Genomic DNA, 11,690 nt, shown 5'->3' on the forward strand with positions numbered 1-11,690 from the left:
TGATTAAACTAGTCTTAACAAAAAAGACTCTAAATTTGGGTGCTTCTATTTATGACTCTTAGTAATAAAAAATAAGTGATAACAATTAAAAAAAAATAATTGTTATCACTTATTTTTTATTACATAATTGGTGAAAATAATCGTGCTGTTTTTTGTTTGAATTTCAACCAAATAGACATGTCATCAATCATTTGCTGTGTTAATTCTTTGGATTGCTTTAAGTCTTCTGTAAAATAATGAGATAAAGCACTATTGATAGATTTATCATACATAACAGCACTCGCTTCAAAATTCAGTTTATAACTACGAATATCTTGATTAGCTGAACCCACGATGCTTACTTCATCATCCATAATAAGAACTTTAGAATGAAGAAATCCACCTTCATAAATAAAGACATCAACATCATGTTTCATAATCACTTGAGCAAAATATTGTGTTGCCCTATAGATAAAAGGATGATCTGGTTTATTTGGAATCATAATTCGTACATCTACACCGGACTGTTTAGCAATTTTTAAAGCATCAAGAATTGTATCATCTGGTATAAAGTATGGTGTTTGAATCCAAATCCGTTTTTTAGCACTGGTGATAAGTTTTGTAAAAGCTAATTTAATTTGTTGCTTCTCATCATGTGGTCCACTAGCAATAATTTGAATATCAGTTGTGGCTTTCTCATTTGGTTTTTCATGATATAAATAATCAAGCTTTCCAATAAGTTTTTTATCATCAGGGACGGAAACATTCCAATCGGATAAAAAGCGTAATTCTAAGATAGAGGTAGCGGGGCCGTCAATTCTAAGATGGGTGTCACGCCAGTAGCCAAATTTTTTAGTTGTTTCAACGTACTGATCTGCGATATTAAATCCACCAACATAACTAATTTTTCCATCGATTACAGCGATTTTTCGATGGTCATGATAGTTGACACGAAATTTTAAAATAGCCTTCTCACTGGTAACAAAAGTTTGGATTCGTCCACCAGCTTCAATTAATTTAGAAAACTTTGTTTTCTTAACTCCTTTAGAGCCTAATTCATCATATAATAGGCAAACTTCTACCCCTTCTTTTACCTTTTCAGTTAATAGATCAACTACTCTCATACCCGTTTTGTCTGTCACAAAAGCATAATATTCAATATGGATAAACGTTTTAGCGTGTTTAATATCATTTAATAAAGCTTCTAATTTTTTCTCTCCATCGGTTAATATGGTGACGTTGTTATGGTGCGTTAAAGGTGTATGATTTAAATTAGACATGAAGTAGGCAAGCTGAGCATATTTATTATCTGAAGGTGTATCATCATATAATTGCGATGTTGGATCGTAAATATCATCTAGCGAGCTAAAATCCATTGTAATTTGATTTTTAATTTCATATCGTTCCTTTTTACTTAGCCCAAGACCAAAAAATAAATATAAAATAAATCCTAAAAATGGGATAAACATAAAGACTAATAACCACGCCCAAGTAACACTAGTATCACGCTCTCTATAAAATATTAAAAACAGAGCAAATAGTAAGTTGATTAAATATAAAATGATTAACAGGACACTCATGAATATACCCCTTTCTTTGATACTTTATTTTAGCAAAAAAATAGCGATATACCTAGCTAATTATTTAGGACTCTTTTTTTGACGTTTTAATTCTTTTTTTAGTGCTTGTTTAGCATGATGGTCAGCCATTTTATTTGATTCTTGTGGAATCCATTCAATCATTAAATCGCTAAATTCCTGACTTAAAACAAGTAATTTTGATAATAAAGGTAGAAAGCGATCATTTTTTACATAACGTTTATGAAATGATTCAACCACAATCCTACTGTCAGAATAAATAAAAATTAAGTCTTTTTGCCAATTATTTTGTAGACAGTATTCTAAAGATAGAATCATGGTCTGAAATTCTGCTATATGGTTATCTGTCGCATCTAAAGGAAATGTTTCTACGATTGTCTGATTTTCTTTTTTTATAATAAAACAACCAGCACTTACTTGGTATTTAGGATGTGTTGAAGCATCAGTATTAATTTTTATCATAAAATTCCTCATTTCATTTTTTTATTCGTATATATTGTGTTAAGATTATATCCTAGAGTAAAGTGATTGTAACGGAGGTTAGTGATGAGTGAGAATAAAATTCACATATATAGATACCAACCAATACTAGCTGATACAGTGATTTATTGGTCGTTGACCTTTGTATTATTTTTTGCCAGTATGATCGGTTTATTAGAAGAACAAGGGCGGATTAATCTATTTAGTATTGTGACATTTTTTATTTTTTTATTTTTTTTCTATTTAGGAACAAGGAGAAAATTAATCTTAACTCAAGAGCAGATTAAAGTGAATGCGGTATTAAAAAAAAATGAATACACGATAGATATTAGTAAAATAAAAAAAGTGTTAGTGGGGAAATATGGCTTTACACTAGTCACAAATCAACATGAACGTTCTTATTTAATGCTACCATCATCTAAAACGAATTTTATTCATCATTTAGAAGAGTCAGCCCAGTTATCTTGCATGGTAAATGGGTATAAAAAATGAGTTGACGATTAATCAACTCATTTTTTTTCATCTATAACAGAAACGTTCGATGCTTGTAAGCCGCGAGCTCCTTCTTTAATATCAAATTTAACTTGTTGTCCTTCAAAAAGTGTTTTAAACCCATCCTGTTCTATTGCAGTAAAATGAACAAAGATTTCCTCATCTTGATCGTAAATAATGAATCCATATCCCTTTTTTACATCAAACCATTTCACTAAACCTTGTTTCATTTCACATTCCTCCAGGTTTTTTCTTGTCTCATACTGATTATTATACGTTTAGAACGAATATTCGTCAAATAACAAAAATTTATACAAAAGCATCTAGAAATAAAGTTTGTTCTTTCAAAAAAATGTTATATACTGTACTTATTGTTTAACTAGATTACAAGATATTATTTATCGATGAGGGAGATGAACCAATGTTTCTTTATATTTTTATTATTATAGGGAGTATTATTTTAGATCAATTAACTAAATTGATGGTGGTACAACATTTAGATTTGTATGATACAACGATGACTAATCCTATTTTATCCATTACCCATATCAGAAATGAAGGAGGAGCCTGGAGTATATTTGAAGGCCATATGTGGTTTTTTTTATTAGTTGGAGTGATTGCTTTAGGTATTTTTTCTTACCTACTATATAAACATAGATATAAAAATAAATGGTTAACAGTGGGGCTAAGTTTTGTCATTGGTGGAACTATTGGTAATTTCATTGACCGATTTAGACAAGGGTATGTGGTGGATATGTTTCAAACAGAGTTTATTAGATTTCCAATTTTTAATGTAGCAGATATTTTTTTAGTTATTGGTGTTTTGTGCATCTTTATTTATATTCTACTTTATGATGAAGAAAAGTCTCATAGATGAGTATCTTGCGAAAATCAATAAAGAGTAGTAGAATGGAATTAATATAATTTGTGAGGATGATGCTATATGTCAAAGGATCACTTAGTTGACGAAGCGATTGAAAAGTTAAAAGCAGCTGATATAAGAATAACGCCACAGAGATACGCTATTTTGGAATATCTAATCGAAAGTCACACACACCCTACGGCAGATGATATCTATAAAGAGTTGGAACATCGTTTTCCAAACATGAGTGTGGCGACTGTTTATAACAATTTAAGATTGTTTACTGAGATTGGTTTTGTTATCGAAATGACATATGGTGATTCTTCAAGTCGGTTTGATTTTACAACGGAGAAACATTATCATGCCATTTGTGAAAAGTGTAAAAAAGTAGTAGATGTTAATTATCCTGGCTTGGGTGATGTTGAAGCGGCTACTGAAAAATTAACTGGTTTTAAGATAAATGATCATCGTTTAGAAATGTATGGTATTTGTCCAGATTGTCAAAAATTAGAAGAAGAGGTTATATAAAAAAGTCCATATTTCTCTTTATGAGAAGTATGGACTTTTTTATTAGTTATTACCTGACATATCAAGTAATTTATTTTTTAAATCTTCTTCCATCATCGCTAATTCTAATTCAGCATTACGGCGTTTTTCTTTGCCTTCTTGTTGAATTTTAAGTGTTTCTTGGATGGTTTCAATTAAATCATTTTGTGTCTTTTGTAGTGTCTCAATATCAACAATGCCACGTTCGTTTTCTTTTGCTGTTTCAATAGCTGAAATTTTTAGCATTTCAGAATTTTTAGCTAACAAATCATTTGTTGTTTCAGATACTTGACGCTGAGCTGTAACCGCATCTTTTTGCCTTAAAAGAGTTAAAGCAATCGCCACTTGATTTTTCCATAAAGGAATGGCTGTATTAATAGAAGCTTGTATTTTCTCAGCTAGTGCTTGATTTGTATTTTGAATCAAACGAATTTGTGGTGCTTGTTGAATCGTAATCTGTCTCGCTAGTTTTAAGTCGTATGTTCTTTTTTCAAGACGATCAACAAATTGGTTTAAGTCATTCACAATTTGTGTATCCATTTGGTCACCAGTTTTTTCAGCTAAAGCCATTGCTTCTGGAATCGTTTTTGTTTGAAGTTCTTCAATTTTTAATTCCCCAGCTGCAATATAGATATTCAAGGCATCAAAGTAGTCCTTATTTTTATGATAAAGTTGTTCTAACATGCTATTATCTTCAAGTAATCCATTTTTTTCATGATCTAGTTTAACAGCTATTTTATCAATCTGAGCACCAATTTTTTGATATTTTGCTGTTGTTTCATAAATGGATTGCTTTACCTTTCCAAACATGCGTTTAAATAGATTTCCATCTTTTGCTTCAAGTTCACTAGGACTTGCTTCATTTAAACGATACATTAATTCAGTTAGAGAATCTCCCATTGGACCAATATCTTGTGTTTGAACATGATTCAACATGGTATGTGAAAATTCACTTAATTTTTGTTGTGCCGCAACACCATAGCTTAAAATGGATTGGCTATCATTTGTATCGATTTGATTGGCTAATTCTTGTGCTTGTTGTTTTCGTTCATCTGATAGTCTATCAATGACTTTTGTTGACGTTTGGGCTTTTGTTACTTGTTGTTTTTTTTCAGCCTGATTTAATAAGTCAGATTGTTCCAATTCTGAAAATGGATTACTTAGTAAATCATCTAAAGTATTATCAATGGGTTCAGCTTTTTTTAATTCATCCGACATTACAATTCCTCCTGATCATCAGATATATTGTGTTTAAAGGCTTCTTTATTAGCATTTTGTTTGGCAATTGAAATTTCTACTTCTAAATCTTCGATATCATCTGAAACAAAATTTTCATAATCTTCTATGATAAGACGAGAGACATTTTCGATTGCACCAATACTATTATTTAGTGTATCATATGTCTCTTTACTTTTGATTTCATGATTAGAAATGTCTGCATATTTATTCGTCATTTCAACTAGATTAGGCAAATGAGTATACAAAAATTTATCTGCCAAATGAAGTTTTTTAGGTTCTTTAACAATTTCTTTGAACATCGCTTTTGCTACTTTCAATGTGTCATATCTCAAGTTAATGGCATTTAGCTTCGGAATATTATAGAAGTTTTTTTCTAATTGATCAATTTGTCCTTTTGTTTCTGATAGCGTTGTTCTAAAAAAAACAATCTCTTTGTCAGACATGCCAGCTTCATGATAATGTTCTTGTTTCTCTCTAGTCAGTTCAGGAACGACTTCTTTGTTTTTTCGTTTAGAAATCTTTCGATAAATTATCCAACTGATAGCAATTAAGATAAATACGGTACCAAGATTTTCATTAATATCCGTTAAAACGCACATTCCTATTAAAAAACCAATAACACCGACGATTGTGTATTTCATTCTCTTCATTTTGTCACTCCTCTTTTCAAGTATTTTTTGTATAGTATTAGTTTAGCATAAGGAAGTAAAAACATTATCAGTCCTAAGTTTGATTTATAAATAAGTATTAAGGATACAGCGAGTTTTGTTGAAATAACGACTCTTTAAAGGTATCATAAACATAAATAAGTGAATTGACAAGGAGCAGGCATGAATGAAAGATAAATTTAATGAAGAAACGCTCAAAAGAAAAGAGGTATTCAAAGGATCAGTGATTGATGTGTGTGTTGATACGGTTGAATTACCTAATGGGAAAACATCAAAACGTGAATTGGTTTTTCATAAAGGAGCAGTTGGTATTTTAGCCATTACACCGATGAATCGCATTGTGTTAGTCAAACAATTTCGTAAAGCAATAGAAAAAAGTATTTTAGAAATACCAGCAGGAAAAATTGAAGCATATGAAGATAACCCGTTAGAAACAGCTAAGCGTGAACTAGAGGAAGAAACCTTTTATCAATGTGATTCAATGGTTGAAGTGGCCGATTTTGTTACATCTCCAGGTTTTTGTAATGAAAGAATGGTCTTATTTCAAGCTAATGGTATCAAAAAAGCCGATAATCCTTTACCAAGAGATGAGGATGAATTTTTAGATATCGTGGAGTTATCTTTAGAGGAAGTGAAAGAGTACATTCGTCTTGGTACAATTTGTGATGCTAAGACATTATATGCTATTCTATTATGGGAAATGCAAATGAAATAAGGAGTTTATCATGTCGAAAGAAAAACAAAAGAAAGTAGAAACAACGTCAAAACAAATTTTAACAAGAAGTCGTGTAAGAGAACATAATAAAAACGAACAACGTAATGCATGGTTAAACCGAGCGATTGTGATTATCGTCATCTTATTAGTCATTATGTTGTATGCTATTTTTAAACTGTAAGGGAGTTTATGTATGAAAATTGGAATCATTGGGGCAATGGAACAAGAAGTTGTGTTATTAAAAAACCAACTAGAAAATAAAAAAGAATGGCATGAAGCAGGTGTGTCATTTTATTCAGGAAGTATTGGAACACATGAAATTGTAGTAACACAATCAGGTATAGGCAAAGTTTTAGCTGGGTTAACAGCGACGTTACTAATTAGTCATTATCATGTTGATTGTTTAATTAATTCAGGATCTGCTGGTGGTATTGGTAAAGGTTTATCGATTGGAGATATTGTCATTTCTGATAAATTAGCTTATTTTGATTCGGACGTTACAGCATTTGGTTATGAATATGGGCAAATGCCACAGATGCCATTATTTTATGAAGCAAGTAATCAACTCATGAGTGTAGCGATAAAAGCAGCTGAGGATAAGCAATTAGCAACACACATTGGGTTGATTGTTTCAGGAGATACCTTTGTCCATAGTCAAGAACAAATAGCCCACATAAAAAAACATTTTCCTGACGTTTTAGCTAATGAGATGGAAGGCGCGGCGATTGCTCAAGTGGCGCATCAATATAAGTGTCCATTTGTTGTGATTCGTGCCATTAGTGATGTAGGCGATGAAAATGCTAGTGTAAATTTTGATGAGTTTATTATTGAAGCAGGAAAAAAATCTGCTGAAATGGTCGTTGAATTAGTGAAACAATTAAACTAAGGAGAGAAGACATGAAAGCTTTGATATCAATAGATTATACAAATGATTTTGTTGCAAGTGATGGAAAATTAACGACTGGTGAATTCGGTCAAGCCATTGAAACAGAGATGGTCCGTTTAACTAACCAATTTATTGACGATGGAAATTACGTTGTTTTTGCTATTGATTGTCATGATGACACAGATAAGTATCATCCAGAGAACACTTTATTTCCTCCTCATAATATTATTGGAACAAAAGGAAGAGAATTGTATCAAGGATTAAATGATGTGTATCAAAAAAATAAGGAGAAAGATACGGTGTATTGGATAGATAAGCGTCACTATTCAGCTTTTAGTGGCACAGATTTAGATATTCGATTAAGAGAAAGAAAAATCGATACAGTTCATTTAGTAGGAGTGTGTACAGATATTTGTGTGTTACATACCGCTATCGATGCTTATAATTTAGGATACAATATTGTAATTCACGAAAAAGCTGTCCAAAGCTTTGATCAGGTTGGCCATAAATGGGCTTTAGGCCATTTTAAAAATACGCTTGGTGCGACAATTGTTTAAATCAAAAAGCAAGCTCCTATGATTTTAGGGCTTGCTTTTTATTTATTAAATGGATAATAATTTTATTAAAGTAATGGCAACAATCGTTTGAACAATTCCTACACTTCCAGCATACGCTAAAAATCGAGGGCCTTCTTTAAAAAATTCTTTTGCGTTAATACGTAATCCAATAGCTGCTAAAGCAGTAATTTCAAACCAGCCACTAATTGAGTGCGTTGTTTGGCTTAATATAGTTGGAAAATGAATGACACTATTTAAGACACAACAAATGATAAAGCCAATGATATACCAAGGAAGCGGAAATTTTTTCTTAGCCTTTTCTTGTATTGTTAGGTTGTTGTCTGTTGATTGGTTAGCAATTTTTCCAAAAGCAAATACAACGACTACTAAGAACATGATCCGTAAAATTTTAAATAAAGTTGCCATTTCTACAACTTGTGAACTAACCATATTGGCACTGGCAATAACTTGACCGACTGATTGAAGCGTTCCACCGATTAAGGCACTTTTAGCCATCACATTATCTGTAAAAACTGTACCACCAATAATAGGAAGAGTCAGCATCATCACAGTTCCTAATAAATTGACTAAGGTAATAATTTGTCCTTTTTCTTTATCTTTAGCCCCAATTTCTGGTGCGATTGCACCAATAGCTGATGAACCACATACAGCATTTCCTCCTGCCATCAGTAATGACATCGTCTGGTTAAATTTTAATTTTTTCCCAATAAAGTAAGCTGATAGAATCGTTAGTGTCATTTGACACATAATAAATAGAATACCAGAACCCCCAATTTGTACAATAGTTTGAAAGGTTACGGTAGTTCCAAGTAGAACAATGGATAATTCCAATAGTGTTTTTTCTGAAAATTTAGTTCCCTTTTGCCAAACTGATTGATTAAAAAAAAGATTTCCTAATAAAATACCTAATAAAATAGCAATGGTTCCAGCTCCGAGTGACGGTAACCATATGGCGAGTATTTTTGATAAGCTAGCAATCGCTAGGGATAAGAGAAGACCAGGGTAGATAGTTTGTTTCAATTGTTTCATATTCATTCCTCCAAAGTTAACATAATTTGATTATACTGGTTTAGTTTACATTTTAAAAATAAATAGTTAGAATATTAACTATTACAAAAACAAATAGTAGGTGTAAAGATGTTTAAATTATTTTTAACATTTAAAGAAGCATATGAGACGAGAAACTTTACAAAAGCGGCTGAAAATTTATTCATTTCACAACCGGCTGTTTCTAGTCAAATGAAACAATTAGAAGAAGAACTAAATTGTAAATTGTTTATTAGAAAAACGAAACAAGAGATGTCTCCAACAAAAGAAGCAACTATCCTGTATACAAGGCTATTAAATTTAGAAGATGACTGGTTAGAAACCAAGAGGTTGATTAAACAGGTTGGAAATAATCCAGTAAAATGTGTTATTAGTGCATCAAATACTTTTTCTATCTATTACTTACCTGATTTAATGAGTTGGTTAGTTAAGAGATTTCCTGAGGTATATTTTGAACTTGATATGCATAATTCCGAAGAAGTTCTGGAAAATGTCTTACAGCATCGAGCGCATTTTGGATTTATTGAAAAACCATTGGAAACAGGTCCTGTATGCCGAAAAGAGTTTTTAACAGATGAGTTGGTGATTGCTGGTAATCTTGATAGTGATCTGTGGTTGTGTCGGGAAGATATTTCAGGTGTATATCATTATACCAAGCGATATTTTTTACAAGAAAACATTCAACCAAAGCGTTTATGTGTAAAAAATAATGAAATGATTGTGAGATTACTTGAAAAAGGTATTGGAAAAAGTATTATTTCACGTGTGTCAGTCCCTAAACATATGTTCTATCAAGAATTGGGTATGAATTATAAACGTTTATTTTATTTTTTAAAAAAAGATTATTTGACACATCCCACGTTTTTAGAAATTGAAGCAGTCATTGAACAGTACGCAAAAGAAAAAGGCGGAGAATGAAATCATTCTTCGTCTTTTTTTTGTTTTTCTTTAATGATGGTCTCTACTTTTTGAAGAAAGGTTAGGTTAAGTGGAAATTTTACCATAATAATGGGTGTATCTTTGTAGAGTGAATGTTTACTCGTTTCATGAAATGGCGTTAAGACAATATCTGTCTGCTCTTTTGAGTAAGAGTCTTGATAGTTTATTTGATGATTAAAATATAAATCCAAATAGTCTTTCATTTGCTTTTGGTGCAGATAGTCAAACGCTGGTTCTATATGAATCGATACGACTTTATATAGGTGTTCTGAATCAACAAAATAAAGAAAACGAAAAAAATATTGTTGTAAAAGAATCGTTAGTTGACTATTCGGAATAAAGCCTGTTTCAATCAAATGTTTTTTGATAACCGTTGTAAATTTTGCAGTGGTAAAAGGGTATTGTTCTAAATTATAGTGAACAGTGACACCATATTTATATTCGAATACTAATTGATTAAATACCATTGTAATAAAACTAGTATAGAAAATATCTCTCTTTATTAAGTAAATATCCTCATCTGATAAGGGGCGAAATAATGGAAATAAATCGCAAAAAATTAAATCAGTTATCGTCATTAGTTCTAATTGATTTTCATTAAAAAAATTGTAAACAAGATTGGTGTTCTGTTTTCTATTTAGCTCTTCATCAAGTGTCATAATATAGAAAAAATAAGCAATTTCTTTTTGATTAAAAACGTAATAATGATGGAATAATTCTTCAACATAAGGATAGATAGGATGAGAAGCTAGAAAGCGATTGAATTTATCACTAATGATAATAAGTTGATTAAAACTAATCCGCTGTAAATGAATTAAAAAAATATTGATCGTTTTTTGCTTTTTAACATCAGATATTTGAAAATTTGCTTTCTTAAAAAAATCATCAAAGTTCTGTTTTAGATCCTCATAATTTATACCGTCGAGTAAAAAATAAGCATTTCGACTAGCCATTGTATCAAATAAAGCAATGAAATATCTTATTTTACGTTCATCACCAACTAATTTTAAATGAACTAAATCAATTCCATAAACGTGACAGGCTTCTCTAATTCGTTTGAGATTTTTTCTAACTGTTGTTTCACTTAAAAAATGCATTTGGCAATAGTTTGTTACGGAGACGATTTGTTGATTAATGATGTCATTTAATAGAATCATAGTTTGACTACTTTGAACAACGAATTTTTTAAAATCTTCAAAGTCATTTGAATAGTCAGTAATTTTTATTCCTTTCATTTTTAGATAATCAATAGAAAGTTGATTCTTTGTTATTAAATCATACTCTTTTTTTCTTTCTAAAATGTCTTTTATGTAATGTTGGACTGTCCTTTCAGAAATCGCTAATTCTTTAGATAGGTAGGAGGTTTGTGTCCAATCGTAATGATTGTAAATGATACTAATGACAGAGATAGTCGTTTTTATTTTTGGTTCAAGTAATAAATCAATCAATGATGTCATTCCTTTCAAGAAAATAAATCAGACATACTAGTGAAACAAGTATAATCTGTTTTATAAAAAAAGACAATTCGCATAAAAATTAATTTTAGGTCAATAAAATCAAAGTTTTTTAGTTTTCTTTTCATTGGATGTTCTAAGTTAAGTATGAATTAAGCGATATACTTATCGTTGCTATAGAGATAGAAGATAGATTAATAACATGAA

Annotated in this window: 15 protein-coding genes; 8 read left to right on the forward strand and 7 right to left on the reverse strand. The window is 30.8% G+C overall.

From position 1 onward, the window contains the following. Nucleotides 1-119: 119 nt before the first annotated feature. Both cls and MN581_RS05800 read right to left on the reverse strand, forming a co-directional pair. Nucleotides 120-1,559: a cardiolipin synthase gene (gene cls, locus MN581_RS05795; RefSeq protein WP_241699373.1), complete on the reverse strand. Its 1,440-nt coding sequence runs from the start codon at nucleotides 1,557-1,559 to the stop codon at nucleotides 120-122. Between the two features lie 60 nt (nucleotides 1,560-1,619). Beyond that, entirely contained in the window at nucleotides 1,620-2,039 is a 420-nt protein-coding gene (locus MN581_RS05800) for a ribonuclease HI family protein (RefSeq protein ID WP_158559393.1), read from the reverse strand. A gap of 84 nt (nucleotides 2,040-2,123) precedes the next feature. Between MN581_RS05800 and MN581_RS05805 the strand changes: the two genes are divergently transcribed. Further along, nucleotides 2,124-2,549: an EbsA family protein gene (locus MN581_RS05805; RefSeq protein WP_117972724.1), complete on the forward strand. Its 426-nt coding sequence runs from the start codon at nucleotides 2,124-2,126 to the stop codon at nucleotides 2,547-2,549. 17 nt (nucleotides 2,550-2,566) lie between these two features. Here MN581_RS05805 and MN581_RS05810 read toward each other — a convergent pair whose 3' ends face one another. Beyond that, on the reverse strand, nucleotides 2,567-2,779 hold the full coding sequence (locus MN581_RS05810; protein ID WP_117972725.1) for a cold shock domain-containing protein: 213 nt from the start codon (nucleotides 2,777-2,779) through the stop codon (nucleotides 2,567-2,569). A 191-nt stretch (nucleotides 2,780-2,970) separates the two neighbouring features. Here MN581_RS05810 and lspA point away from each other — a divergent pair, with 191 nt between their 5' ends. Beyond that, on the forward strand, nucleotides 2,971-3,426 hold the full coding sequence (lspA, locus tag MN581_RS05815) for a signal peptidase II (protein WP_117972726.1): 456 nt from the start codon (nucleotides 2,971-2,973) through the stop codon (nucleotides 3,424-3,426). A 66-nt stretch (nucleotides 3,427-3,492) separates the two neighbouring features. After that, on the forward strand, nucleotides 3,493-3,939 hold the full coding sequence (perR, locus tag MN581_RS05820) for a peroxide-responsive transcriptional repressor PerR (RefSeq protein ID WP_117972727.1): 447 nt from the start codon (nucleotides 3,493-3,495) through the stop codon (nucleotides 3,937-3,939). 42 nt (nucleotides 3,940-3,981) lie between these two features. On the opposite strand, the gene MN581_RS05825 is transcribed toward perR, so the two are convergent. Both MN581_RS05825 and MN581_RS05830 read right to left on the reverse strand, forming a co-directional pair. Continuing rightward, nucleotides 3,982-5,175 (reverse strand): toxic anion resistance protein, encoded by a 1,194-nt coding sequence (locus MN581_RS05825; RefSeq protein WP_117972728.1) that lies wholly within the window; start codon nucleotides 5,173-5,175, stop codon nucleotides 3,982-3,984. Then, nucleotides 5,175-5,846 carry a 5-bromo-4-chloroindolyl phosphate hydrolysis family protein gene (locus MN581_RS05830; RefSeq protein ID WP_241699374.1) on the reverse strand — a complete coding sequence of 224 codons (672 nt, stop codon included), beginning with the start codon at nucleotides 5,844-5,846 and terminating at the stop codon, nucleotides 5,175-5,177. The genes MN581_RS05825 and MN581_RS05830 overlap by 1 nt, the downstream gene beginning before the upstream one ends. Before the next feature lie 184 nt (nucleotides 5,847-6,030). On the opposite strand from MN581_RS05830, the gene MN581_RS05835 reads away from it, so the two are divergent. From MN581_RS05835 to MN581_RS05850, 4 genes are read left to right on the forward strand one after another with little or no spacing between them, the layout of a single operon-like run. Continuing rightward, on the forward strand, nucleotides 6,031-6,579 hold the full coding sequence (locus MN581_RS05835) for an NUDIX hydrolase (protein ID WP_241699375.1): 549 nt from the start codon (nucleotides 6,031-6,033) through the stop codon (nucleotides 6,577-6,579). Nucleotides 6,580-6,589: 10 nt separating this feature from the next. After that, on the forward strand, nucleotides 6,590-6,760 hold the full coding sequence (locus tag MN581_RS05840) for a hypothetical protein (RefSeq protein WP_158559395.1): 171 nt from the start codon (nucleotides 6,590-6,592) through the stop codon (nucleotides 6,758-6,760). A 12-nt stretch (nucleotides 6,761-6,772) separates the two neighbouring features. Further along, complete coding sequence (locus MN581_RS05845; protein WP_117972731.1) at nucleotides 6,773-7,465, forward strand: 5'-methylthioadenosine/adenosylhomocysteine nucleosidase; 693 nt, start codon at nucleotides 6,773-6,775, stop codon at nucleotides 7,463-7,465. 11 nt (nucleotides 7,466-7,476) lie between these two features. Next, a complete protein-coding gene (locus tag MN581_RS05850) occupies nucleotides 7,477-8,022 on the forward strand; it encodes an isochorismatase family cysteine hydrolase (protein WP_241699376.1) in 546 nt (181 codons plus the stop codon). A gap of 45 nt (nucleotides 8,023-8,067) precedes the next feature. Here MN581_RS05850 and MN581_RS05855 read toward each other — a convergent pair whose 3' ends face one another. Next, nucleotides 8,068-9,072, reverse strand: a complete 1,005-nt coding sequence (locus MN581_RS05855) for a putative sulfate exporter family transporter (protein WP_241699377.1) — start codon at nucleotides 9,070-9,072, stop codon at nucleotides 8,068-8,070. 108 nt (nucleotides 9,073-9,180) lie between these two features. Here MN581_RS05855 and MN581_RS05860 point away from each other — a divergent pair, with 108 nt between their 5' ends. Beyond that, a complete protein-coding gene (locus tag MN581_RS05860) occupies nucleotides 9,181-10,008 on the forward strand; it encodes a LysR family transcriptional regulator (RefSeq protein WP_117972734.1) in 828 nt (275 codons plus the stop codon). 2 nt (nucleotides 10,009-10,010) lie between these two features. Here MN581_RS05860 and MN581_RS05865 read toward each other — a convergent pair whose 3' ends face one another. Continuing rightward, nucleotides 10,011-11,477, reverse strand: coding sequence for a helix-turn-helix domain-containing protein (locus tag MN581_RS05865; protein WP_158559397.1), 1,467 nt, complete (start codon nucleotides 11,475-11,477; stop codon nucleotides 10,011-10,013). Nucleotides 11,478-11,690: the final 213 nt, after the last annotated feature.

The organism is Vagococcus sp. CY53-2 (assembly GCF_022604695.1).
Lineage (GTDB): Bacteria > Bacillota > Bacilli > Lactobacillales > Vagococcaceae > Vagococcus.

Excerpts from the sequence above, each read along its gene's own strand:
- MN581_RS05855 (WP_241699377.1), bottom strand. The coding sequence starts at position 9,072 with ATGAAACAATTGAAACAAACTATCTACCCTGGTCTTCTCTTATCCCTA.
- MN581_RS05800 (WP_158559393.1), bottom strand. The coding sequence starts at position 2,039 with ATGATAAAAATTAATACTGATGCTTCAACACATCCTAAATACCAAGTA.
- MN581_RS05805 (WP_117972724.1), top strand. The coding sequence starts at position 2,124 with ATGAGTGAGAATAAAATTCACATATATAGATACCAACCAATACTAGCT.
- MN581_RS05860 (WP_117972734.1), top strand. The coding sequence starts at position 9,181 with ATGTTTAAATTATTTTTAACATTTAAAGAAGCATATGAGACGAGAAAC.
- MN581_RS05835 (WP_241699375.1), top strand. The coding sequence starts at position 6,031 with ATGAAAGATAAATTTAATGAAGAAACGCTCAAAAGAAAAGAGGTATTC.
- lspA (WP_117972726.1), top strand. The coding sequence starts at position 2,971 with ATGTTTCTTTATATTTTTATTATTATAGGGAGTATTATTTTAGATCAA.
- MN581_RS05825 (WP_117972728.1), bottom strand. The coding sequence starts at position 5,175 with ATGTCGGATGAATTAAAAAAAGCTGAACCCATTGATAATACTTTAGAT.
- MN581_RS05830 (WP_241699374.1), bottom strand. The coding sequence starts at position 5,846 with ATGAAGAGAATGAAATACACAATCGTCGGTGTTATTGGTTTTTTAATA.
- MN581_RS05850 (WP_241699376.1), top strand. The coding sequence starts at position 7,477 with ATGAAAGCTTTGATATCAATAGATTATACAAATGATTTTGTTGCAAGT.
- MN581_RS05840 (WP_158559395.1), top strand. The coding sequence starts at position 6,590 with ATGTCGAAAGAAAAACAAAAGAAAGTAGAAACAACGTCAAAACAAATT.
- MN581_RS05810 (WP_117972725.1), bottom strand. The coding sequence starts at position 2,779 with ATGAAACAAGGTTTAGTGAAATGGTTTGATGTAAAAAAGGGATATGGA.
- cls (WP_241699373.1), bottom strand. The coding sequence starts at position 1,559 with ATGAGTGTCCTGTTAATCATTTTATATTTAATCAACTTACTATTTGCT.
- perR (WP_117972727.1), top strand. The coding sequence starts at position 3,493 with ATGTCAAAGGATCACTTAGTTGACGAAGCGATTGAAAAGTTAAAAGCA.
- MN581_RS05845 (WP_117972731.1), top strand. The coding sequence starts at position 6,773 with ATGAAAATTGGAATCATTGGGGCAATGGAACAAGAAGTTGTGTTATTA.